Here is a 22,782-nt window from a genome sequence, read left to right on the forward strand (position 1 = left end):
CCGGGACGGGTAGGCTCCGCACCATGAGTGAAACGAGCGCGATTTCGGTCGCGCACGCCACGATCGACGAATTCACCGGCTCCATTCCCGCCGAACTCGACGGCGTTTTCCGCCGGCTCGTCACGGAATTCTGGGAGGACGGTTCCCTGGTTCCGGGCGCGCTCTCCGGAATTCCGGCCCTGCTGGACGCCCTGGGCACCGTCCCGCCCGCCGGGCAGGCCCGGCTCGCCCTCCTGCTCGGGCTGCTGGCCGAGGCGGCCGGCCCGGACGGCGGGCTCCCGGCCCGCGAGGCCGTCCGCGCCGGCCTGGACCGGTACCTCCCGCTGCTGCGGGACGACCGGACGGACGCCGGCCGCAGCGCCGCCCTGCTCTTCCTGCTCGGCCACTTCCCCGAGGACGGCGCGCGGATCCTCGCCGCCGCCTCCGGCACCGGGGCGGACCAGGACGACCTGTCCCGGCTGGCCCGCTGCCTCCAGCCGTACGAGGGCGCGGACGACGCCACCCGGTGGAACCTCGGCCGGGTCTTCCCCTCCCCCGCCGTCTGGGGCCTCACCGACGAGGAACGGGCCGCCAACCCCGCGCTCGACCAGTGGCTCGGCCTGCCCGCCGGACGCGCCGCCGAGCTGTGGGCGACCGAGACCCGGGCGCTGCTGGCCTACTCCGGCGCCAAGGCGGTCTGGGCCGTCGAGCACGGCGCCACGGTCTCCCCGTTCGTGGCGCCCGCCCCCGCGGAGGAGCGGACCGCCGGGGCCGCCCCGGCCGCGGACGTCTTCCGGGGCCACGCCGAGGCCTTCCGCTGCCCGCGCTGCCTGCGGCCGCTGACCGCCGACGCCGAGGCCGCCGTCTGTGCCGACTGCTCGGCCGCGTTCCCGCTGGTGGACGGGCTGCTGGACTTCCACGACGAGCCGTCCGGCCCGAGCGACCCGCTGCTGGCCGGACGCTACGAGCGCGGCCTGCGGGCCGGGTTCGTCCGGATCATGGGCGCCAACTGGGGCGGCTGGGTGTCGCTCGACGACGAGGACGCCTACCTCGCCCGGCACGTGCGGCCCACCGAGGGGCCGGTGCTCGACCTGGCGGCCGGCGCCGGCCGCTGGACCGGGGTGCTCGCCCGTTCGCTCGGCGAGGAGCGGGTGATCGCCCTGGACCTCTCCGCCGAGATGCTGGCCCAGCTCCGGGCCAAGCTGGACCGGGTCCTCACCGTCCGCGGCAGCGCCCTGGAGCTGCCGTTCGGAGACGCCTCGCTGGGCGGGGTCAACTGCTGGAACGCCCTGCAGGCCATCCCCGACCCCGAGCAGGCGATCCGCGAGGTCGGCCGCTGCCTGCGCCCGGGCGGCACCTTCACCGTGCTGACCTTCCGCCAGGCGGCCGACCCGCTCTACCGCCACTTCCAGCGCAAGCTGGAGCGCCAGGCGCACCGCGGCTCCTTCGACCCGGAGCAGCTCACCGGCTGGCTGGCCGACGCCGGAATGACCGTGCGCGATCTGTCCGGCCCCGGCAATTTCCTGTTCGTCACCGCCGTCAAGGAATAGTTCCGCCCGAGGAGAGCCATGTCCGTCAGCCCCGACCCTTCCCAGACGTTCCTTCCGGGAATGGACAACAAGGTGGTGTTCCTGAAGAACCTGATCAGCTCGCCGCTGATCGAGGTGGGGGAATTCACCTACTACGCCGACATCGACGACCCGGCGGCCTTCGAGACCCGGAACGTCCTGTACAACTTCGGTCCGGAAAGGCTGGTCATCGGCAAGTACTGCGCCATCGGCACCGGCACCCAGTTCATCATGCCGGCCGCCAACCACCCGATGATCGGCTCCACGACCTACCCGTTCTTCATGTTCGGCGGGGACTGGACCGCGCGGACCGTGGACACCCTGGCCGGCATCGCCAGCCGCGGCGACACCGTCATCGGCAACGACGTGTGGATCGGCCGGGAGGCCGTGATCATGCCGGGTGTGACGATCGGCGACGGCGCGATCATCGGCACCCGGGCCGTGGTCACCTCCGACGTGCCGGCCTACGGCGTGGTCGGCGGCAACCCCGGCAAGCTGATCAAGAAGCGCTTCGAGGACGCCGACATCGACCGGCTGGCCCGGATCGCCTGGTGGGACTGGCCGGTCGAGGCCGTCACCGAGCACGTCCGCACCATCTTCACCGGTTCCCCGGCCGAGCTCGAACTCGTCGCCAGGGAAGCCGGACTGACCGACTGATCCCTTCCACCCGGTCCCCGGCCGTCCGCGGCCGGGGACCGGGCCCGTACCCCGATCACCTGTGAATGGAGTAGCACCATGGACGCCGCAGTCCTCCACACGCTCGGCCGGCCGCCCCGTTGCGAGCGGTTCCCCGAGCCGGTCGCGGGCGAGGGCGAGGTGCTCGTCCGGGTCCTGGCCGCCGCGCTCAACCCCTCCACCAAGGCGGTGGCCGGCGGCGGCCACTTCGCCAGCTCCGACAGCCTGCCCGCGGTGGTCGGCCTGGACGGTGTCGGCCGGCTGGAGGACGGCAGCCGGGTGTTCTTCGGCGGGCCGCGCAAGCCGTACGGCTCGATGGCCGAACTGACCGTCGCCCGCGCCCCGTTCGCCTGGCCGGTGCCGGACGGCGTGGACGACCTCACCGCCGCCGCGCTGCCCAACCCGGCGCTCTCCTCGTGGATCCCGCTGGAGCACGGCGCCAAGCTGCAGCCGGGCGAGACCGTCCTGGTGCTGGGCGCCACCGGCGCCGCCGGCAAGCTCGCCGTCCAGATCGCCAAGCACCTGGGCGCCGGACGCGTCGTCGCCGCCGGCCGTGACCAGGAGGTCCTGGACACCCTGGGCGGGTACGGCGCGGACGCCACCGTGTCGCTGAACGGCACCCAGGAGGAGATCGCCGAGTCGTTCGCCGCCGCGGCCGGCGACACCGGGTACGACGTGATCCTGGACTACCTGTGGGGCAAGCCGACCGAGGCCCTGCTGACCGCGATGACCCGCAAGGACTTCCACCTGAAGAGCTCCGGCCCGCGGCTGGTGCAGATCGGCGAGTCGGCGGGCGCCACCATCGAGCTGTCGGCCGGCACCGTCCGCAGCGCGGGCCTGACCATCGTGGGCGGCGGCTTCCCGCCTCCGCAGGCCTTCCTGGACATGTTCGACCGCCTGATGGCGGCCGCCGTCGCCGGTGAGATCCGGATCGACACCCAGGCCGTGCCGCTGTCCGGGATCGAGCAGGCCTGGCAGGCCGAGGACACCCGGCACAAGCGCCTGGTCATCGTCCCGTAGTCGCCGCCGCGGTACGACAGGAGGCCGCCACCGGTTCCCCGGTGGCGGCCTCCTCGTCGTCGCGTCAGGTGCCGGTCCACTCCGGTTCGCGCTTCTCCACGAAGGCCAGCGGGCCCTCCTCGGCGTCCCGGCTGTGCATCCGGCGCTCCTCCCAGACGTGGCGGGTCGCGAAGGACCGCTCCAGCGGCGTGGTGAGGGCCGCGGCCGCCGCCTCCTTGACCGCGCGGACGGACAGCGGGGCGCAGCGCAGGATGTCGCGCACCCAGCCGTCCACGCAGGCGTCCAGTTCCGCGGCCGGCACCACGTCGTTGACCAGCCCGTACTCCAGGGCGCGCCGGGCGGTCAGCGGGCGGCCCGTCATCAGGTGGCCCAGCGCTGCCCGGTAGGGCAGTTGCTGGGCCAGCCGGAAGACCCCGCCGGCGCCGGCGATCAGGCCGAGCTTCGCCTCGGGCAGCGCGAAGACGGCGTCCTCGGCGGCGACGATGACGTCGCAGGCCAGCGCCAGCTCGAAGCCTCCGCCCATGGCGAAGCCCTGGACCCGGGCCACCACCGGTTTGGCGAAGGCGAACCGCTCGGTGAGCCGGGGGAAGCCGGGCCTGCCCCGGCTGCCGAAGGTGGAGGTGGAGGTGCCGGCCCTGACCCGCTCGGCCAGTTCCTTGAGGTCCTGGCCGACCGAGAAGGCCCGCTCCCCGGCTCCGGCCAGCACCACCACCCAGACCTCGTCGTCGGCCTCGATCTCGTCCCAGATCCCGCGCAGTTCCTCGTGCATCCGCAGGTCCATCGCGTTGAGGACCTCGGGCCGGTCGAGGGTGACGTACCCGACCCGGCCCTTGCGCTCGTACCGCACCCGCGTCGTTGCGGCCATCAGAAGGGGTACCTCGCCGGGGTCTCGCGGACGGTCAGCCACTGCCACTGGGTGTACTCGTCCCAGCTGTGCTCGGAGCCGTGCCGGCTGCCGTTGCCGGAGGCGCCGCGGCCGCCGTGGGGCACATGGGCCTCGTCGTTGATGGTCTGGTCGTTGATGTGGACCATGCCGGTGCGCAGCCGGTCGGCGATCGCCCGTCCGCGCCGCACCGAGCCGGTCTGGACGGCGGCGGTGAGCCCGTACGCGGTCCGGTTGGCCAGTTCGACGGCCTCGTCGTCGTCGGCGACCACGGTGACCGGGGCGACGGGGCCGAAGACCTCCTCCGTGAAGGCGGGCATGTCGGCGGTGACGCCGGCCAGCACGGTCGGCTCGAAACAGGGGCCGCGACGGGCACCGCCGGCCAGCACCACGGCACCGGCCGCCACCGACTCGCGGACGATCCGTTCGACCCGGTCGAGCTGCCGCTCGCCGATGACCGGACCGAGGTCGACGTCCTCGCGGAAGGGGTCGCCGACGCGCAGTCGGCGGGCCCGGTCGGCGAGCAGCTCCAGGTACCGGTCGGCGACCGCGCGGTGCACCAGGTGGCGCCCGGCGGCCATGCAGATCTGGCCCTGGTGGAAGAAGGATCCCCAGGCCCCGGCCGAGGCGGCGGCGTCGAGGTCGGCGTCGTCGAGGACGATCAGGGCGTTGTTGCCGCCGAGTTCGAGGGAGACGCGCTTGAGCATGCCGCCGGCGACCGCGCCGATCCGGGCCCCGACCGCGCTGGAGCCGGTGAAGGCGATCATCGGCACGTCGGGGTGCCCGACGAGTGCCTCGCCCACCTCGGCGTCGCCGGGCAGGACGTGCAGCACGTCGGCGGGCAGGCCGGCCTCCTCGAAGAGTCGGGCGATCACCCGGCCGCCGGAGACCGGGGTGTGCACGTCGGGCTTGACCACCACGGCGTTGCCGAGGGCCAGCGCGGGGGCGACCGCGCGCATCGCCAGCACCAGCGGGACGTTCCACGGGCTGATCACGCCGACCACCCCGAGCGGCACCCGGCGGCCGATGCTCTCCCGGCCCGGCTCGGCGGCCAGCAGGTGGCCGTTCGGGCGGGTGGGCAGCGCGGCGGCGGACCACAGCTCGTCGAGGACGGCGCCGACCTCGAACTCGGCCTTGCCGCGGACCGCGCCGCCCTCGCGGACCAGCAGGTCGGCGACCTCCGCGCGGTGGCGTTCCAGTGCGGCGCCGGCGCGGCGCAGCACGGCGGCGCGCTCGGTCGGCGGGGTCGCCGCCCAGCCGGGCTGGGCCCGCCCGGCGGCGGCCACGGCGGTGTGCACGTCCGCGGCGGAGGCCAGGGCGACCACGGCGATCGGGTGTCCGGTGGCGGGCTCCCGGACCTGGAGCTCGCCGCCGGACAGCGCCGGGTCGGGCCCGGCGTCCAGCTGAATGAGACCGCTCATCGCGGCCACCTCCCTCATCGGTGCGGGGTGTGCCCGGTGATGGGCACGTCGACCAGGAGCGGCCGGGTCGCGGACGCCGACTTGGCCACGATCTCGGTGAGTTCGTCGGGGTGGGAGACCCGGACGGCGTCGATGCCGAAGAACTCGGCGGCGGCCCGGAAGTCCAGCCGGTGGCGGCCGCTGTCCGGGCCGAAGGCCAGGTCCAGGCCGAGGTAGCGGCCGCGCCGGGTGGAGCCGCTGTCCCAGCTGTCCAGGGTCTCCTTGAGGGTGCGGTACTCGCCGTTGTTCATCACCACGAAGGTCACCGGCACGCCGTAGTGGCCGGCCGCCCACAGGCCCTGGAGCCCGAACACGGCGCAGCCGTCACCGAGGACGGCGACCACCGGGCGGCTGTCGTCGCCCATCCGGCGGCCGACGGCGGCGCCGATGCCGGAGCCGAGGCCGCCGCCGACGGTGTGCACGTACGAGCCCGGGCGGTCCTGGCGGAGCACCTGGCGCAGCCGCAGGCCGGTGGTGATGGCCTCCTCGACCACCACGGCGTCCTCGGGCAGTCCGGCGGCCACGGCGTGCGCGGCGGCCAGCGGGTCGAGCGGGCCCGGGCCGTACGCGGCGAGCGCGGCGGCCTCGGTGGCGGCCCACGCGGCCTCGGCCCGCCGGCCGGCGGCGGCCGTCCGGGCGGCGGCCTGCGGGACGCGTCCGGCGAGTTCCGTCGCGAGGGCGGCCAGGGAGGGGCGCAGCGCGCCGTGCAGGCCCAGCCGGACGCCGAAGTTGCGGCCCAGTTCGGCGGGGTCGGCGTCCAGTTGGAGGACGGTGGTGGTCTCCGGGATCGGGGAGCCGGGGGTGTAGTGGTGGGCCATGAAGGCGTGGGTGCCGACGATCAGGACGGTGTCGTGCTCCGCCAGGGTCTCCCGGATCGCCGTGTGGGTGGCGACCAGCATGCCGCCGTACAGCGGGTGCGAGGTGGGGAAGTCCAGGTTGTCGTTCATCGGCTGGTGGTACGTCACCGCGCCGAGCGCCTCGGCGACCGCGACCAGTTCGGCCACCGCCCCGTCGCGGCCGACCCCGTCGCCGGCCACGATGGCGGGCCGCTCGGCCGCGGCCAACAGCTCGGCGGCGGCCGCGAGTTCGGTGGCCGGGCCCTGCGGGGCCAGGGTGGAGCGGGCCGGCACCTCGACGTGGACGTCCTCGGTGAGCAGGTCCATCGGGATGGACAGGAACACCGGCCCGGCGGGGGCGCGGCGGGCCGCGGCGAAGGCCCGGGTGAGCATCAGCGGCAGGTCGTGGGCGTGCTGGACGTCGAAGGTCTGCTTGACCGCCGCGGCGGCCAGGCCGATCAGGTCGCCCGAGAGCATCGGGTCGCAGGCCAGGTGGCGGCGGTCCTGCTGGCCCGCGGTGACCACCATCGGGGTGCGCGAGCGGCTGGCGTTGAGCAGCCCGACCAGGCCGTTGGCGAGGCCGGCCGCGATGTGCAGGCTGACGAAGGCGGTGCGGCCGGTGGCCCGGGCGTAGCCGTCCGCCATGGCCACCACCGAGCCCTCGTGGGCGCCGAGCACGTAGTCGATGTCCCCGGCGGCGCCGAGCGCGTCGGTGAAGGGCAGTTCGCTGGTGCCGGGATTGCCGAAGACGGTGGTGACGCCCTCGGCCCGGAGGATCTCCAGCATCGCCTCGACCGGGCGCATCAGGCGTCCTTCGGGCGGCGGGTCCAGGAGGCGCCGACCTTGGCGATCACGTCCAGCCCGTACAGCCGCAGCGCCTGCTGGAGGGCGAACTCGGCGAGGTAGTGACGGAAGGTCTCGACGGGCTCCTCGGCGTGGTGGAGCATGTGCCGGTTGGCGACCACCGCCGGGTTGGCCAGCCGGCCGGCGGCGGCCTCCACGGCCGCGTCCATCGCGTGGGGCTCGACCACCTCGTCGAACAGCGCGGCGGCGGCGGGCTCGCCGGCCCGGATCTTGCGTCCGCCGAGGATCACCTGGCGGGAGACCCGGCCGCCGGCGAGCCGGGTGAGGCGCAGGTTGCCGAGGCCGGGGACGATGCCCTCCTGGGCGGCCGGCAGGCTGAAGTAGCTGTCGGCGGCGGCGATCACGTGGTCGAAGACCATCAGCAGCTGCGCGCCGCCGCCGATCGCGAAGGTGTCCACGGCGGCCACCCAGGGCTTCTCCAGGGTGCGCTGCGGCCACGCGCGGTCCTCGTCGACCAGCAGGCCGCGGTAGATCTTGCTGATGTAGCCGATCTCGCGGCGCATCAGGAAGTCGGCGTACGAGATGGTGCCCTCGTGCAGCTCGGTGAGGTTGATCCCGGCGCTGAACACCCGGCGGCCCCGGTAGCGCGGGTGGGTCATCACCCCGCCGCGCAGGACGCCGACCTCGGTGGCCGGGTCGAGCAGGGCGAGGTCCACCGCGGTCTCCATGTCCTCGACATGGGCGTTGGTCTCGGCGTTCAGGCAGTGGTCGTTGTGGACGGTCAGGTGGGCGGTGGCGCCGCGGCGCTCGATCCGGACCACGCCGAGGTCGAGGCTGCCGGTGCGGCTGAACTCGGGAAGCAGTTCCAGCGCGCGCGGGGTGGGGCGCAGCATCGCGTCGATCAGGTGCCGCCCGCAGTCGGGGTCGGCGAGGACGGCCTGCAGGAAGATGCCCTGGTCGATCTCCAGGCCCTCCTTGTCGGCCTGCCGCAGGCCGTGCTCGGCGGCCAGCTGCGCCTCGTCGGGCACCAGGCCGGGGTGGCGTTCCCCGGCCCGGCGCAGCAGCTCGTCCAGCCGCAGGTGGACGGTGCGCTCCTCGGTGAGCTCCCCGTACACCTGTCCGACGTGCTCCCGCAGGAAGCGCTGCCGGGACAGCCTGGCCTCCGGGGAGGTGTCCACGCTCCGGGCGGTGTCCAGGGTGAAGACTGGGACGGTCATGACAGCTGCTTCCCTCGGTGTTTCGGGTGCGGATCGGTGGTGCGGGGGCCGGCGCCGGGCGGAGCGGGAGCCGGACGGGTCAGGCGCGGTCGGCGAACTGGTTGCGGAGCATCCGGTCGCAGGCCGCCAGGTGGGCGCCGAGCGACTCCTCGAAACCGGTGGCGACGGCGTCCAGCAGCAGCCGGCGGCGGATCGCCAGCTCGCCGCCGACCAGGCCGCCGAGCAGTGCGGTGACGTTCTCGACGGCGGCGCCGATCTCCGTGCGGTCGGTGACGACCCGGTCGAACAGGCCCAGCTCGGCCCCTTCCGCCGCGGTGACCTCCTCGCCGAACAGCACCAGGCGGCGGGCGCGGGCGACGCCCAGCTGCTGGACCAGGCGGTGGACGGCCATACCCGGCCAGAGCCGGCCGGAGGTGACGGCCGGGCTCAGCCGGGTGTCCGCCGTGGCGATCCGGTGGTCGGCGGCCAGCAGCAGGTCCAGTGCAGGGCCCGAGCACTCGCCGGACACGACCGCGAGGACGGCGGCCGGGGAGCGCTCCAGGCGGCGCAGCGCGCGCTCCCACTTGTTGACCAGGTGGATGCCGACCTCGCCGGGCCAGGCCTGCTCGTCGAGGTCTGCCACCCCCTGGATGTGCAGCACGGCGAAGGTCGCCCGGTCGGCGTCCTCCAGCTCGTCGCAGACCTCGACGAGCTGGCCGATGGACTGCTCGGTCAGCGGCCCGGCGCAGTCGATCAGGAGGTGACGTCCGGTCGACTCGGTACGTTCGGGGAGAAGTTCGCTGACGGACATGGGAATTCCTCTTTCGGAAAGTGCGGGCTGGGTCTGGTGCGTTCCGGTCAGTACCGGACGAGAGCCGTCTCGATCGTCGATCCGGGGCCCATCGTCATGAAGACGCCGTGGTCGCCCGGCCGGACCTGGCCCTCGGCCATCAGCCGTTCGTAGGAGAACAGGAACGAGCCGCTGGAGAGGTTTCCGTAGTCCCGCAGCACCCCGGTGGTGTGCCGGACGTCGTACCGGGTCAGTCCGAGGTTGATCTGGACCGAGTCGATGACCTTCTTGCCCCCGGAGTGGACGATCCAGTGGGCGATGTCGCTGCGCCGCAGGCCGGTGTCCTCCAGCAGCCGGTCGACGACGCGCTCGGCGTGCGCGCCGACCACGTACGGCACGTCGCGGTCGAGGAAGAAGCTGAACTTGCCCTGGTCGTCGTCCCAGTCGTAGCGCATCGCGTCGACGGCCTCCGGGATGATCCGGCTGGAGAACTTGACCACGGTCGGACCCTCGGCGCGGACGCCGCTGTCCGGGAGGTCCAGCAGGCCCTGCGGGTCGGCCATCAGGATCACCGCCGCGGCGCCGTCGCCGAACAGGCTGTTGACCACCGCGGTGCGCATGGTGCCGTCGAAGACGTAGGCCGCCGAGCAGGCCTCGACGCAGACCATCAGGGCCGGCCGCCCGGGGTTGGCGGCCGCCCAACCCGCCACCGCGGTCAGGCCGTTGAGTCCGGCGTTGCAGCCCATGCCGACCACGTCGAGCCGGCTGGTGCGGACGTCGAGGCCCAGTTCCTTGATCAGGTGCGCGGAGAGCCCGGGGGTGAGGAAGCCGGTGGTGGTGACGCAGCAGATGTAGCCGATGTCGGAGAGGTCGAGACCGGTGTTCGCCACGCACTCGCGCACCGCCCGCGCCCCCATCGCGACGGTCGACGCGCGGTGCTTGCGGAGCAGTTCGCCCTGGGTCTCCATCCGCCGTTCGCCGTCCGGGCCCTCCGGCGGCAGGGTGAGGAACCGGCGTTCGATCGCACTGTTCATGAAGAGCGATCGAATGCGCTGGTCGGTTATCTTGAAGATGTCGAGAATGTCGCTCTGCGCATAGGAATCCGGCGGATTCGCGGTGGCGATCCCGACGATCCTGGGCAGGGTCCCGTTCTGTTCCGCGAGCGGTGACACGTCCTTCTCTGACAAGGTCAGCGCCATGTCGCCCCCCTTTCTGGAAAATTCCGGCCATGGACGACTGACAGACGCATTCCAGCAGGGGCGGACCGACCCGAACACCCCGGTCCGCCCCTTAGGGCCCCCTGTCCGCGCGGGGCCCCCTGCCCGGCCCCTCGGGGGTCAGCCGGCCCGGGTCAGCGAGCTCATCGCCGTGGGCAGGTCGACCCTGGAGCTGACCCTCAACTTCCGGTAGGCGCGGGTCAGGTGCTGCTCCACGGTGCTGACCGTCACGTACAGCCGCTTGGCGATCTCCCGGTTGGTGTAGCCGTGCGAGGCCAGCTCGGCGACCCTGCACTCGGCGTCGCTGAGCACCCCGTCGGGCGTGGCCGGGGCGCTCTCCCGGGCCGACTGGTCGCCGCCGCTCCAGCCGAACTCCACGCCCAGCAGCCGGGTGAGCGGCTGCGCCCGGCACTCCTCGGCCAGCATCCAGGCACGGCGGGCGGTGAGCCTGGCCCGGCGCAGCTCGCCCGTGTCGTGGTACGTCCTGGCCAGGTCGGCGAGTGCCCGGGCCAGCTCGTACCGGTCGCCGGCCTCCTGCAGGATGTCCGCGGCCTTGCGCAGCGGGGCCGGGCGCTGGCGCAGGTCGCAGGTGGCCGCGAACTGGCGCAGCGCCACGCCCTTCGCCCGTGACACGGACTGGCCGGACATCGCGAGCTGCTCCTCCAGCAGGCGCCGGGCCTCGTCCCGGTCGCCCAGCTGGAGCATCGCCTCCGCGGCGTCACCGCGCCAGGCGATCAGGCCGGGCACGTCCAGTCCCCACCGGCCCATCAGGTCGCCGCAGGCCAGGAAGTCCGCGAGCGCCGCGTTCAGATGGCCGGTGGCCAGCCGGTAGCGGCCGCGGGCCTGGAGGTAGTGGAGGCCGTGGCGGCTCTGCAGCATCGCCTCCGGGACGGGCAGGTTGAGCCCGTCGGCCGCCTCCTCGTAGCGGCCCATCGCGGTCAGCGCCGTCAGCAGGCTGGCCAGCGAACCGCCGACCGCCACGCCCCAGCCGCCGGCCGGGATGATCTCCAGTGCCTGCCGGGCGTGCCGCTCGGCGCCGGGCAGGTCGCCCTGCCGCAGGCTGATCTCGGCCCGGATGGTCGCCAGCCGGGCCTGGCGGCCAGGGGACTGGCGGGAGATCGCCTCCTCGATCAGGCCGTCGCACCAGGGCGCGGCCCGGTCCGCCCGCTCGCCGTAGGTCAGCGCCAGCAGCGCCGACTCGACGGTGTCCATCCCCATCTCGTCCAGCCGGGAGGTGCGCAGGATCCGCTCGGCCTCGGCGACCACCTGCTCGGACGGCCCCCGGCTGAGCACCGAGTCCAGCGCGGTGGCCGCCTCCAGCCGCCAGCCGTGTGCGGTGGACGGCCCCGGGAGCGGGCCCGGCTCCTCCGCGGCGGACGGCACGAGGTCCAGGAACGGCGCGTACCAGCAGCGCAGCCACGGCCGGGTGGTCCGCAGCTCGGCCGCCGTCTCCGGGTCGTGCGGACCGTTCTCCAGGTCGAGCCTGGACAGCACGTCCCTGGCGTCCTCGAAACGGCCGTGCCACAGCAGGGCCTTGGCGAGCACCAGGCCGTCGCTGGGACGCAGGTGGCCGCGGTGCAGGGCCTCGGTGAGCTCGGCGAGGTGCGGGGTCGGCACGCTCGGGTTGATCCGCCACTCGGCGCGGACCAGGGCCGTCCTGATCCGCGCCAGCCGGGGCCCGTCCTCACAGACCCGGCACGCCAGCCGCAGGTACTCGACGGCCTGGCCGACCCGGCCCTCGGCCAGCGCCGCCATCGCGGCCTCCTCCAGCACCGGGACGGTCCAGGCCTCCTCGACCCGCCCCGAGGCCAGCAGGTGTTCGGCCGTCACCGCCACGGCGGCCCCGCTCGCGTGCAGCAGTCCGGCGGCCCGGCCGTGCAGCTCGGACCTGCGCTCGGAGCCGGTGTCGTCGAGGACGGCGGCCCGCGCGGCCCGGTGACGGAACCCGCCCTCGTCCAGCAGGCCGCACTCCGCCAGCTCGCGCAGCCCGCGCTCCGCCTCCGTGCCGTCCAGGCCGAGCAGCCGGCCGACCCGCTCCGGGGCGCCGAGCACGGCGAGGGCCTGGGCGAGCGGGAGCAGCCCGGGGGCGCCGCGGTGCAGCAGGTTGCGCACCGCCCGCCCGTAGCCGCCGGCGACGACCGGCCCGCCCTCGGCGGCGCCGGCCCGCGCCGCCGCCGACTGGTCGTCGAGCAGGGCGGTGAGCAGCAGCGGGTTGCCGCCGCTGATCCGGTGGCACTCGGCGGCGAGCCGGTCGGCGGCCTCCCGGCCAAGGCGCGCGGCGACCAGCCGGTCCACCCCGTCGGGGGTGAGCAGCGGCAGGGCCAGGCTGTGGCAGCCGGGGCGGCGCAGCAGCTCCCGGTGGAACTCGGCGGTGCGGTGGGCGGCCTGGCCGCAGCGGCCGAGGACGGCCATGATCCGGGAGCGGCCCAGCCGGCGGGTCAGGTGGGAGAGGCAGGCCAGCGAGTCCGGGTCGGCGTGCTGGACGTCGTCCACCACCAGGGCGAGCGGCCGGCGCTCGGCCAGGTCGAGCAGCAGCGCGCTCAGCTCCCGGACGGCCGACTGCCGCCCCTCCGCGCCGGCGGCGAGCAACTCGCGGACGGCGGCCCGCTGCTCGGCCGGCACCGGCGCCCCGCGCAGCAGCTGGCCCAGCACGCCGAGCGGCAGGCCGGTCTCGTCCGCCGATCCCACCGCGGTCAGCGGCAGCACGCCCGCCTCGGCCGCCTGCTCGACGAACTCGTCCAGCAGCGCGCTCGTACCGGCGGCCGCCGGGCCGTTCACCACGGCGATCCGTCCCCTGCCCCCGACCGCCTCGGCCAGCAGACCGGCCAGGAAGGCCAGTTGCTCATCGCGTTCGACCAGCTTCATTGCTCCGACTCTCTTCTCGTACGTCCATGGGAGGGGGGACCGGCTCGGTGCCCGGTCCTGCTCGGTGGTGTTCGGCGGTGCTCAGCGGTGCTCGACGGAGGCCGGGCCGGGGCCCGGGACTCGGGCCCGGGCGGGTTCGGCCCTGGCGGGTTGTCCGGTACGGCCGTGCTCGGCCGGGTCGTGGCCACCCGGCTCGCGTTCGGCCGTGCCGCGTTCGGCCCGGGCGGCGGCGGCCCGGATCGCGGAGAACGCGGCGGCGTGCAGGCCGGGGCCGCGGCCGAAGCCCCAGGCCGGCCCGCCGGGGAGGAGGCAGCGCGCGTAGACGGCGGCCTCCCGTCCCGCGTCCGGCGACTTGCCCCCGGGCCCGGTGTGCCGGACGTCCCGCACCTCGACGCCCCACGGCGCCAGGGTCGCGCCGAGGCTGTCCACCTCCCGCGCGCGGGCCGCGCCGTCCGCGCTGGCGGGGCCGGCGCCGTCGATGAACAGGTCGGTGAGGACGGGCGCGTCGCGGACGGCGAGCGGCTTGGTGTCGTCCGCGGTGGAGCGGTACTCCTGCTCGAAGAGCCGGCCGATCCGGTCGGGGGCGATCTCGGCGCCGGTGGCGTCGGCGGCCGACTGCACCACGCGGGCGAACTCGATCTGCAGCCCGCGCGGCAGGTCCAGGCCGTGCCGGGCGCTCATGACGTAGGCCACGCCGCCCTTGCCGGACTGGCTGTTCACCCGTACCACCGCCTCGTAGCCGCGGCCGAGGTCCTGCGGGTCGATCGGCAGGTACGGCATCCGCCAGGCGCGGTCGCGCGGGCTCTCGCCGGCGGCGCGGGCCTCGGCCTCCAGCGCTGCGAAGCCCTTCTTGATGGCGTCCTGGTGCGAGCCGGAGAAGGCGGTGTGGACCAGTTCGCCGCCGTAGGGGTGGCGGGGCGGGACCGGCAGCCCGGAGCAGTGCTCGACGGTGCGGCGGATCCGGTCGAGGTCGGAGAAGTCGATGCCCGGGTCGATGCCCTGGGTCAGCAGGTTGAGTCCGAGGGTGACCAGGCAGACGTTGCCGGCCCGTTCCCCGCCGCCGAACAGGCAGCCCTCGACCCGCCGCGCCCCGGCCAGCAGCGCCAGCTCGGTGGCGGCCACCCCGGTGCCCCGGTCGTTGTGCGGGTGGACCGAGAGGCAGCGGTACTCGCGGCGGGAGAGGTTGCGGTCCAGCCACTCGATCTGGTCCGCGAACACGTTCGGCGTCGAACGCTCCACCGTGGCAGGGAAGTTCAGCACGATCTCGCGGCCCGGGCCGGGCTCCCAGAGGTCCATCACCGCCTCGCAGACCTCGACCGCGAACTCCGGCTCGGTCTCGTTGAACAGCTCCGGGGAGTACTGGTAGCCGACCTCGCAGCCGGCCAGCAGCCGCTCGGTGTGCCGCATCATCGACCGGGTGCCGCGCAGGGCGAGGTCGACGCACTCCTGCCGGCTGATCCCGAGGACGAGGTCGCGGAAGAGCGGCGCGGTCGCGTTGTACACGTGGACGGTGGCGCTGCGGGCGCCGCGCAGGCTCTCCACGGTCCGTTCGATCAGCTCGTCGCGGGCCGGCACCAGGACCGAGACGCGGACGTCGTCGGGGATCCGGTCCTGTTCGATCAGCATCCTGACGAAGTCGTGCTCGTCCTGGCTCGCGACCGGGAAGCCGACCTCGATCTCCCGGTACCCCAGGTCCACCAGGAGGTCGAACATGGCGAGCTTGCGGGCCGGCGTCATCGGGCGGGCCAGCGCCTGGTTCCCGTCCCGCAGGTCCGTGGAGAGCCAGCGCGGCGGCGCCGTGAGGGTCCGGTCCGGCCAGGTGCGGTCGGGCAGGGTCATCGGAACGAACGCCCGGTAGCGCCCGGGCAGCCGGTCGGCCTTCACTGTCTGGTTCCTCACAACCGTTCTTGTTGCGGACATGCAGGAAGTACTGTCGTTGTTGCGGACATGCGGGAAGTACCGGGTCGAAAGCGGACGCCCCGTCATCGTCACGCTAGAGAGCCGTCGGAGCCCCGGACAACGGTCCAAGGTCCGTAGTCGGTCCAAACACGCCGGAGGGATCACCAGGGGGTATCGAAGGGAGTAGTGGCCGGTCCACCCCGGGACCACCCGGGACCACCCGGGGTCACTCCCCACCACCACCGGTGCCACCCGCGGCGCGCACCCGGTACCGCTGCGGGGCGAGGACCGCCCGATGGAGCGGATCGCGGCGCGCCGCCCAATTCACCCCCGACCCCACCATTCCGACCGGGCCGTTGACTTAGTCGAGTTGGTTGAAGATTCGAGCACGCTCAACCAGTGAGGGAGTCGTTAAGGGGTCATGTTGAAGCCCTCGAATTTCCACCACGTTCTGGTATCTTGACCCCGCTTGGCCAAGGCGACACGGGGGCCGGCACGTGACCGGTTTGGAGAAGGCAGCCTTGACGACTCGCCAACAGGTGGCGGACCTGATCGAACAACGCACGCCCGAGATACTCGCGGCCTACGAGACCGAACTGCGGGCGGCCGGCAACGTCATCGCACAGCACCCGGTCTCCCTGAGCCAGGCCCTGGCCAACGCCACGCAGATCATCGCCGACGTGGTCAACAGCCTGCGTGTGGGGCAGGTCGAGGTGGACCAGAGGTACAAGCTGCTGGCCTGGGACATCGGCGCGACGCGGGCGGCGAACGGCGTCCACCCGCGGGAGTCCGTCCAGGCCTCCTCGGTCCTCTTCCACGCGGCGCTCTCCACCATCTTCGGCCTCCTGCCCCAGGAGGACCGGCAGGTCGACACCTTCACCCTGATCACGCTGGCGCTGCAGCGCAGCATCACCCTGCGCATCCGCGAGTCGGTGGCCGCCTACACCGGGTTACTCGTCGACAAGATCCACGAGGCGCAGCTCGACGAACGGCGCCGGATCGCCCGCGAGCTCCACGACCGGATCGGGTACGGGATGAGCGTGACCCACCGCCAGCTGGAGCTCTACCGGATGTACCTGGACAAGCAGCCGGACCGGGCGAGCGTCAAGCTGGCCACCGCCCAGCAGGCCATCCAGGAGTCGATGCACCACCTGCGCGCGGTCACCTCCGACCTCCACACCCAGCAGCCGCCGAGGAGCCTGGAGACGGCGCTGCTCAACGACCTGGAGTCGCTGGGGGCCGAGGACGTCTCGGTCCGGCTCCGGGTGAACGGGAACGAGGACTGGGCCTCGCCCGAGGCCCTCGACGAGGTGTTCCTGATCCTCCGCGAGGGCGTCCGCAACGTCCTGCGCCACGCCGGGGCCAGCGTGCTGCTGGTGAACGTCGAGATCACCCCCAACGAGCTCCGGGCATCGGTGGAGGACGACGGCTGCGGCCTGCCGCGGGAGCGGCCGGTCGACGCCGGCGTCGGGCTGTCCTCGATGCGCGAACGGGCCGAACTGCTCGGCGGCCGGCTGCTGGTCAACGGCCGTCCGAGCAACGGCACCAGGGTGGATCTCTCGATACCTCTCAAAGGACGGCTCCTCGATGAACCCGCGCGACGCCAGAGCTGCTGACCCCGTGGCCGCCGTCACCCGCGTCGCCCTGGTCGACGACCACGCGCTGGTCCGCGAAGGGGTGCGCGAGATCCTGGAGTCGCAGGACGACATGGTGGTGGTGAGCGAGGCCGCCACCAGCGGCGACGCCATCGCCCAGGTCGCCCGGCACCGGCCGGACGTCGTCCTGCTGGACGTCGAGCTCCCCGACGGCGAACCCACCGACACGGTGACCAGGATGCGGGCGCTGTCGCCGTCCTCGCAGATCGTCATGCTGTCCATGCACGACGGCCCGCAGCTGCTGCGGCGGCTCATCAACGCCGGCATCCGGGGCTACCTGCTGAAGAGCGTGTGCGGCGAGGAGCTGCTCGCGGCGATCCGCGGCGTCCACCGCGGCTCGGACCGGATGGTCCTGGCGGTCTCCCGCGACAGCCTGGCCCAGATGCAGGGCATCACGGAGAACGTGCTGTCGGCCCGGGAGTCGGAGATCCTCGAGCTGGTCGCACGGGCGCTGAGCAACGGCCAGATCTCCACCCGGCTGGTGATCTCCGAGGCCACCGTCAAGCGCCACCTGCGCAACGTCTTCGCCAAGCTGGGCGCGGTCTCCCGGATCGACGCGGTCAACAAGGCGATCGCCGCCTCGCTGATCTCCCCTCCGCACGACCAGGCGCACCACCGCTACCGCGCGGGCTGAGCCGCGCACCGGCGTCCCGGCCCGGCTCGGACAGCGCGCCGGGCGCGGCCCCCTCCCGCCCTGCCCCGCACCCATCCGCCACCGCCCGCCTCGACGTCCCCGCACCCCGTCGCGATCGGGCCCGGATCCCAGCCTCGCCGCGGCCGGCCGGGGCCTCAACCCCTGCCGACCACCTACCGCCCCTGCACGTCGGCACCCCTACCCGAGCGGGGTCAAGGCAGCCCCCCCGATGGGCAAAACCGGTGCCAACGCGCGGTATTCGCCGGAACGGCGGTTCCGGCACCGGCTTCGGGTCGGCCGACGGATTCGACGCACCGGCTCACGGCGAATTCGACCGGGAGGACTTGAGCCGTTTCCGTCGTTCATCAAGTTCGGGCCGGAATCTGTTGTTCCCATCCCGTCGCACCCTGCTTTCCTTTTCGCCGGGCGAATTCGCGAACAAATCCTCCCCGATGACGCGGCATCAGTCCTTCGATCCGTCAAAGTGCTTCCGGCGAGCGGACGGAGGGCGCACCGCCCGGACCGCCCGCCCTTCGGAGGAGGCCTCGATCCAGCAGGAAACCCGACCACCGCGAGGCCGGCCCGACGAGCTTCCACGCGGCCCGTTCGACGTCCCGACCCCTCGTCTCCCACGCAGCGCCGTGGGTTGACGAAGCGCCACCGTGCGGCGGGCAGGTCACCGCCGGCATGTGACCGCCGCCGCAGTCGCGGAACGTTGAATGTGGGTGGCAATCCGTCTACCGTGAGCGACGTGGTCGAAGACGCGCCGTACTCGCAGCATTCAGCCCAGTCCCCGACGGCAACGGAGGTGGACAGGGGCGAGCGGCTCCGCCGTATCTCCCCCACCCGTACGCTCGAATTCGGCGAGCACCGGTTGACCTATCTTCCGGACGGATTCGTCCAGTTGATCCCGCGCGCCTGGTTCCCGGAGACCGGCGGTGGCGACTGGCAGCGGCATGCCGAGCACCTCGACCGGGAGGGCTACCTGGTCGCCTCGGTCGGCAGCCTGCTGGTCGAACACCGGGGCCGGGCACTGCTGATCGACACCGGCTACGGGCCGCGCCGCACGGCACCGGCCGACAGCTACCCCTTCCTCGGTGCGGAGGAGGGGGGACGGCTGCCGGCGGGCCTGGCCGCGCACGGCCTGGCACCCGAAGCCATCGACACCGTGGCGTTCACCCATCTCCACGAGGACCACGTGGGCTGGGCCTTCGCCCCCGACACCACCGGATCGGGGCTGCTCTTCGGCTCCGCACGGTTCGTCACCTCCGCGACGGAGTGGCGGGGTTGGCACGGCGCGCCGTCCGCCGCCGCCGCTCGACACCTGCAGGAGAACGCGGTCGGCGCGATGGACGGCCAGGAGATCTTCCCGGGCGTCAGGGCCTGGAACACTCCCGGCCACACGCTCGGCCACACCTCGTACATCATCTCGTCCGGCGGGCGGCGGCTCGTCGTCATCGGAGACGCCCTGCACAGCGCCGTGCAGGTGGAGCGTCCGGAGTGGCGGGTCCTGGTGGACTCCGCCAGGGACGTCTCGGTGGACTCCCGGCTGCGGATCCTCCGGGAGCTGTCCGCTCCGGACACACTGGGCTTCGGCGGCCACTTCGCCGACGTACTGTTCGGCCGCGTGGTCACGGACGGTTCGCACCGCCGATGGGAGGCGCTCGACTCCGGAGCGTGACGACTACGGGGCGCAGCTCCGCCGTCACACTGTGAAGTCATCCGCCCTCAGAGGTGGTTCGTCCGCGATCCGAGCGGACGCCCTCCGTCATCAAATGCCCGTATCCGTTACACCCAGTTGACAGACAGCGACGTCATTGTGCATATGATCGACGCTGCATGGTCGGTCGTGGCCGGGGCAAGCGGAGCGTCGGTCGTGGACGAATGGGGGGAAGCAGAGTGGTTGCCAAGGTCTCGACGTCCGATCCCTGCGGGCTGGAGAAGGTCGTCGACTCGGCCATCGCGTCCTACGCGGAGGCATTGCGCGCTGCCGGCAGTCTCCTGGTCCTCGAGGAGACCGTGTGGCCGGAGTGCGAGCAGCAGGCCCGTGAGATCATCGCCGACTGCATAAGGGCCATCCACGGTCCCCGGGCCGAACTCCCCGAGCAATTCGACGCCGAGTTCTCGTCGTTGGAGCTCGGCGCCCGTCGCGCGCTCCAGCACATCCCGGCCATGGAGTCCCTCCGGGCCGCCCAGATCCTCACCGACGTCGTCCTCGACGCACTGCCGGAACTGATGGCCTGCCTGCCGGACGACGTGGCGCTCGTCCGGACCCGGCGCGCGGTGCGGGCCCTGCACCAGAGCGTCCACAGCCGGGTCCAGGCGGCCCTGATCGGCTACGACGCCTTCCTGATGCGCGGGGTCAACCGGATCAACTCCGCCGAGCGGGCCCGGCTGGCCCGGGAGATCCACGACCGGATCGGCAGCAGCCTCGGCCTGGCCATGCGTCTGCTCGAACTCCACGAGGCGGAGGCCGACGATCCCGAACCCGGCCCCGCCCGGATCGAGGAGGCCAAGGCCGCGCTCCAGGACACCTTCGGGTTCGTCCGCGAGCTGGTGAACGGTCTGCGCGCGCCGCGCAGCCGCACCAGCTTCCACAAGCGGCTGCTGGACTACGTCGAACTGTCCTGCCCGACCGGGACGGTGGTGGACATCCACGTCGAGGGCGGCACCGCGGAGCTGACCGCGCTCCAGCACGACGAGGTCTTCCTGATCATCCGGGAATGCCTGCGCAACGCCTACCGGCACTCGGGGGCCACCCGCATCGAGGTCGAGGTGAACCTCGGCGACGGCGTGCTCGACACCCGGGTCACCGACAACGGCAAGGGCATCGACCTGTCCGCGGCGAAGTTCCAGAGCGGCAACGGCATGGTCTCCATGCGCGAGCGGACCACCGCCATGGGCGGCACCCTGTCGGTCACCAACATCAACGGAAGGGGCACCAGGATCGAGTTCCGAATACCTTTGTCGGCGGTCGACCGATCCGGTGAATACATTTCATGACTGAAACCCAGGTCCGCGTCCTCGCGGCCGACGACCACGTCCTGCTCCGAACCGCCCTGTGCAACCTGCTGACCCGTGAGTCCGACATCACCGTGGTGGGCGAGGCCGGCGACGGCCCGATGACCGTCCAACAGGCGATCGAGCTGCGGCCCGACGTCATCCTGCTCGATCTGGAGATGCCCGGACCCGGGCCGATCGAGACCGTGCGGCAGCTCAGGACGGCCGTCCCGGACACCCGCGTCGTCGTCCTGACCATGCACGACGACGGCGATCTCGTCCACGCCCTGCTCTCCGAGGGAGCCTTCGGCTACCTCCACAAGTCGGCCACCCGGGAGGTGCTGCTCGCCGCGGTGCGCAGCGCCGTCGCCGGGGGCACCACACTGTTCACCCCGCAGCGGACCACCGCCCCGCGACCACCGCTCCCGGCCGATCAGCCCGACGCGCAGAACCTCCTCACCTCGCGCGAACTGGAGGTGCTCACCTGTGTGGCCGAGGCCATGAGCAACCGGCAGATCGGGCGCCGGCTCGGCATCACCGAGGGCACGGTCAAGCGGCACCTTCGGAACATCTTCGCCAAGCTGGAAGCGACCACCCGGCTCGACGCCGTCAACAAGGCCCAGTCCGCGCGACTGATCGGTCGGTGAGCAGCGGATCGGAATCACTTCCCGACCAGCAGACCGAGGGCCAGGCCCGCGTTCGCCGCGTACTGGGTGACCATGAACGCCCGGTACGGGCCGCGGGCCTGGTCCGTGTCCGGCCACAGGCAGCGCACCGCGACCCAGCCGGCCCCGAGCGCCAGCGGCAGCGCGCCCGCCAGCAGCACGGGTTCGGTGTGCAGCCCGAGCAGCAGCCCGGCCGTGCCCAGAACGACGGCCGAGGCCGCGGCGAACAGCCGGGCCGCCCGCTCGCCGTACACCACGGCGATGGTGCGGCGGCCCGCCTCCCGGTCGCCGGCGATGTCGCCGAGGTCCTTGGTGACGGCACCCACGAACCCCATCCACAGGGCCAGCAGGCCGCAGAACACCAGGGGCTCCTCCGCTATCCCGCCGCCGGCGGAGACCGCGCCGGACAGGTAGCTGGAGGCCCCCATCGTGATCACCGCGGCCGCGCTGGTCGCGGTGCGCCGCTTCGCGGCCAGCGGCGGCACCGAGTAGGCGTACCCCAGGAAGAGGGAGAGCACGATGAACCAGAACTCCCCCGGCACCAGGATCGACAGCCCCAGGGCGGCACCGGACAGGACCCACACGCCGGCGACCGCCGTCCGGACGGGCAGGGCACCGCGGGCGATCGGGCGCCGCGAGCCGTTCGCCCGGTCCTCGGCGATGTCCATCACGCCGTTCAGCAGGTAGGCCGCCATGACCGCGCAGGTCATGGCCAGCCCACCGAGCAGCACGCCGCTCCACGACCAGTCGTCGGCGCCGACCACCCCGCAGACGACACCGACCAGGAACCGCATCAGGAAGACGACCTGGACGACCGGTCGGGACTCGACCAGACAGTGGCGGGCCACCGACAGGAGGCCCCGGTCGGCGGGAGCGGCGGTGAGCGGTAGTGCGGTCATGACACGAACCTCGGGGTCGTGGGGGTGGGGGCTCAGGACCGAGCCCTCACCCACGACGGTCGCCGGCGCGTGCGTCCTGGTCGCTTGGCTCATCAGGAGTCCTGAACCGTCCAGGTGTCCTTGCCCGTGAGCAGTGTAGCCAGGTCGCCTTGGCCGTGTTGGTCGGTGGCGGTGGTGAGCTGGTCCGCCATCAGTTCGTCGTAGACCGGGCGTCGGATGCTGCGCAGGACGCCGATCGGGGTGTGGTGGAGGGTGTCGGCGTCGGCGATGCGGGAGAGTGCGAAGGCGGTGGTGGGGTTGGCCGCGTGGGCGTCGTGGACCAGGACCCGTGCCTCGTTGTCGGCGGTGACCGGGGCGGTGTACAACTCGCCGTCCGGGCCGCGGAAGACGCCGCTGGCCAGGTCGGTGCCGAAGCGCACCGGCTGGCCGTGCTCCAGCCGGATCAGCGCCTCGTCCCGGCTGTCCGGGTCCTTCAGGACCTCGAACGCGCCGTCGTTGAAGATGTTGCAGTTCTGGTAGATCTCCACCAGCGCCGTGCCCTCGTGTTCCGCGGCCGCGCGCAGTACTGACTGGAGGTGTTGGCGGTCGGAGTCGATCGTGCGCGCGACGAAGCTCGCCTCCGCGCCGATCGCCAGGGACAGCGGGTTGAACGGTGCGTCCAGGGATCCCATCGGGGTGGACTTGGTGATCTTCCCGACCTCGCTGGTGGGCGAGTACTGGCCCTTGGTGAGGCCGTA

18 protein-coding genes are annotated in these 22,782 nt (G+C 73.0%); 8 read left to right on the plus strand and 10 right to left on the minus strand.

Going from position 1 to position 22,782, the window contains the following annotated elements; genetic code table 11:
• The first annotated feature begins 23 nt into the window (after positions 1-23).
• The 3 genes from ABZ449_RS32015 to ABZ449_RS32025 all read left to right on the plus strand — a co-directional run bounded on the left by ABZ449_RS32015 (position 24) and on the right by ABZ449_RS32025 (position 3,242).
• On the plus strand, positions 24-1,529 hold the full coding sequence (locus ABZ449_RS32015) for a methyltransferase domain-containing protein (RefSeq protein ID WP_360353160.1): 1,506 nt from the start codon (positions 24-26) through the stop codon (positions 1,527-1,529).
• Between the two features lie 18 nt (positions 1,530-1,547).
• Positions 1,548-2,204: a CatB-related O-acetyltransferase gene (locus ABZ449_RS32020; RefSeq protein WP_360353161.1), complete on the plus strand. Its 657-nt coding sequence runs from the start codon at positions 1,548-1,550 to the stop codon at positions 2,202-2,204.
• A 78-nt stretch (positions 2,205-2,282) separates the two neighbouring features.
• On the plus strand, positions 2,283-3,242 hold the full coding sequence (locus ABZ449_RS32025; RefSeq protein WP_360353163.1) for a zinc-binding alcohol dehydrogenase family protein: 960 nt from the start codon (positions 2,283-2,285) through the stop codon (positions 3,240-3,242).
• Positions 3,243-3,306: 64 nt separating this feature from the next.
• On the opposite strand, the gene dpgD is transcribed toward ABZ449_RS32025, so the two are convergent.
• The 8 genes from dpgD to ABZ449_RS32065 all read right to left on the minus strand — a co-directional run bounded on the left by dpgD (position 3,307) and on the right by ABZ449_RS32065 (position 15,192).
• Positions 3,307-4,107 carry an enoyl-CoA-hydratase DpgD gene (gene dpgD / locus ABZ449_RS32030; RefSeq protein ID WP_360353165.1) on the minus strand — a complete coding sequence of 267 codons (801 nt, stop codon included), beginning with the start codon at positions 4,105-4,107 and terminating at the stop codon, positions 3,307-3,309.
• On the minus strand, positions 4,107-5,546 hold the full coding sequence (locus ABZ449_RS32035) for a benzaldehyde dehydrogenase (RefSeq protein ID WP_360353166.1): 1,440 nt from the start codon (positions 5,544-5,546) through the stop codon (positions 4,107-4,109). The genes dpgD and ABZ449_RS32035 overlap by 1 nt, the downstream gene beginning before the upstream one ends.
• Positions 5,547-5,560: 14 nt before the next feature.
• Positions 5,561-7,225, minus strand: a complete 1,665-nt coding sequence (locus ABZ449_RS32040; RefSeq protein ID WP_360353168.1) for a thiamine pyrophosphate-binding protein — start codon at positions 7,223-7,225, stop codon at positions 5,561-5,563.
• Positions 7,225-8,442: a (3,5-dihydroxyphenyl)acetyl-CoA 1,2-dioxygenase DpgC gene (gene dpgC / locus ABZ449_RS32045; RefSeq protein ID WP_360353170.1), complete on the minus strand. Its 1,218-nt coding sequence runs from the start codon at positions 8,440-8,442 to the stop codon at positions 7,225-7,227. The genes ABZ449_RS32040 and dpgC overlap by 1 nt, the downstream gene beginning before the upstream one ends.
• Before the next feature lie 79 nt (positions 8,443-8,521).
• Positions 8,522-9,232 carry an enoyl-CoA-hydratase DpgB gene (dpgB, locus tag ABZ449_RS32050; RefSeq protein ID WP_360353172.1) on the minus strand — a complete coding sequence of 237 codons (711 nt, stop codon included), beginning with the start codon at positions 9,230-9,232 and terminating at the stop codon, positions 8,522-8,524.
• Between the two features lie 47 nt (positions 9,233-9,279).
• Positions 9,280-10,410 (minus strand): 3,5-dihydroxyphenylacetyl-CoA synthase DpgA, encoded by a 1,131-nt coding sequence (gene dpgA, locus ABZ449_RS32055; protein ID WP_360353174.1) that lies wholly within the window; start codon positions 10,408-10,410, stop codon positions 9,280-9,282.
• Between the two features lie 138 nt (positions 10,411-10,548).
• Positions 10,549-13,293 carry an AAA family ATPase gene (locus ABZ449_RS32060; RefSeq protein WP_360353176.1) on the minus strand — a complete coding sequence of 915 codons (2,745 nt, stop codon included), beginning with the start codon at positions 13,291-13,293 and terminating at the stop codon, positions 10,549-10,551.
• Between the two features lie 81 nt (positions 13,294-13,374).
• A complete protein-coding gene (locus tag ABZ449_RS32065; RefSeq protein ID WP_360353178.1) occupies positions 13,375-15,192 on the minus strand; it encodes a 2-isopropylmalate synthase in 1,818 nt (605 codons plus the stop codon).
• Positions 15,193-15,713: 521 nt separating this feature from the next.
• On the opposite strand from ABZ449_RS32065, the gene ABZ449_RS32070 reads away from it, so the two are divergent.
• From ABZ449_RS32070 to ABZ449_RS32090, 5 genes are all read left to right on the plus strand, one after another.
• Complete coding sequence (locus ABZ449_RS32070; RefSeq protein ID WP_360353179.1) at positions 15,714-16,808, plus strand: sensor histidine kinase; 1,095 nt, start codon at positions 15,714-15,716, stop codon at positions 16,806-16,808.
• Positions 16,780-17,481 carry a response regulator transcription factor gene (locus tag ABZ449_RS32075; protein WP_360353181.1) on the plus strand — a complete coding sequence of 234 codons (702 nt, stop codon included), beginning with the start codon at positions 16,780-16,782 and terminating at the stop codon, positions 17,479-17,481. The genes ABZ449_RS32070 and ABZ449_RS32075 overlap by 29 nt, the downstream gene beginning before the upstream one ends.
• Positions 17,482-18,232: 751 nt before the next feature.
• Positions 18,233-19,162, plus strand: a complete 930-nt coding sequence (locus tag ABZ449_RS32080; RefSeq protein ID WP_360353183.1) for an MBL fold metallo-hydrolase — start codon at positions 18,233-18,235, stop codon at positions 19,160-19,162.
• 218 nt (positions 19,163-19,380) lie between these two features.
• A complete protein-coding gene (locus ABZ449_RS32085) occupies positions 19,381-20,484 on the plus strand; it encodes an ATP-binding protein (RefSeq protein WP_360353185.1) in 1,104 nt (367 codons plus the stop codon).
• Positions 20,481-21,128 carry a response regulator transcription factor gene (locus ABZ449_RS32090; RefSeq protein WP_360353187.1) on the plus strand — a complete coding sequence of 216 codons (648 nt, stop codon included), beginning with the start codon at positions 20,481-20,483 and terminating at the stop codon, positions 21,126-21,128. Before ABZ449_RS32085 ends, ABZ449_RS32090 begins: the two co-directional genes overlap by 4 nt.
• Before the next feature lie 14 nt (positions 21,129-21,142).
• Here ABZ449_RS32090 and ABZ449_RS32095 read toward each other — a convergent pair whose 3' ends face one another.
• Both ABZ449_RS32095 and ABZ449_RS32100 read right to left on the minus strand, forming a co-directional pair.
• A complete protein-coding gene (locus tag ABZ449_RS32095) occupies positions 21,143-22,045 on the minus strand; it encodes a UbiA family prenyltransferase (RefSeq protein WP_360353189.1) in 903 nt (300 codons plus the stop codon).
• 92 nt (positions 22,046-22,137) lie between these two features.
• Positions 22,138-22,782, minus strand: a 645-nt coding sequence (locus ABZ449_RS32100; protein ID WP_360353191.1) for a thiamine pyrophosphate-dependent enzyme, incomplete at its 5' end; no start/stop codon positions are given.

This window comes from Kitasatospora sp. NPDC005856 (assembly GCF_040629945.1).
Lineage (GTDB): Bacteria > Actinomycetota > Actinomycetes > Streptomycetales > Streptomycetaceae > Kitasatospora.

Excerpts from the sequence above, each read along its gene's own strand:
- ABZ449_RS32015 (WP_360353160.1), top strand. The coding sequence starts at position 24 with ATGAGTGAAACGAGCGCGATTTCGGTCGCGCACGCCACGATCGACGAA.
- ABZ449_RS32020 (WP_360353161.1), top strand. The coding sequence starts at position 1,548 with ATGTCCGTCAGCCCCGACCCTTCCCAGACGTTCCTTCCGGGAATGGAC.
- ABZ449_RS32025 (WP_360353163.1), top strand. The coding sequence starts at position 2,283 with ATGGACGCCGCAGTCCTCCACACGCTCGGCCGGCCGCCCCGTTGCGAG.
- dpgD (WP_360353165.1), bottom strand. The coding sequence starts at position 4,107 with ATGGCCGCAACGACGCGGGTGCGGTACGAGCGCAAGGGCCGGGTCGGG.
- ABZ449_RS32035 (WP_360353166.1), bottom strand. The coding sequence starts at position 5,546 with ATGAGCGGTCTCATTCAGCTGGACGCCGGGCCCGACCCGGCGCTGTCC.
- ABZ449_RS32040 (WP_360353168.1), bottom strand. The coding sequence starts at position 7,225 with ATGCGCCCGGTCGAGGCGATGCTGGAGATCCTCCGGGCCGAGGGCGTC.
- dpgC (WP_360353170.1), bottom strand. The coding sequence starts at position 8,442 with ATGACCGTCCCAGTCTTCACCCTGGACACCGCCCGGAGCGTGGACACC.
- dpgB (WP_360353172.1), bottom strand. The coding sequence starts at position 9,232 with ATGTCCGTCAGCGAACTTCTCCCCGAACGTACCGAGTCGACCGGACGT.
- dpgA (WP_360353174.1), bottom strand. The coding sequence starts at position 10,410 with ATGGCGCTGACCTTGTCAGAGAAGGACGTGTCACCGCTCGCGGAACAG.
- ABZ449_RS32060 (WP_360353176.1), bottom strand. The coding sequence starts at position 13,293 with ATGAAGCTGGTCGAACGCGATGAGCAACTGGCCTTCCTGGCCGGTCTG.
- ABZ449_RS32075 (WP_360353181.1), top strand. The coding sequence starts at position 16,780 with ATGAACCCGCGCGACGCCAGAGCTGCTGACCCCGTGGCCGCCGTCACC.
- ABZ449_RS32090 (WP_360353187.1), top strand. The coding sequence starts at position 20,481 with ATGACTGAAACCCAGGTCCGCGTCCTCGCGGCCGACGACCACGTCCTG.
- ABZ449_RS32095 (WP_360353189.1), bottom strand. The coding sequence starts at position 22,045 with ATGACCGCACTACCGCTCACCGCCGCTCCCGCCGACCGGGGCCTCCTG.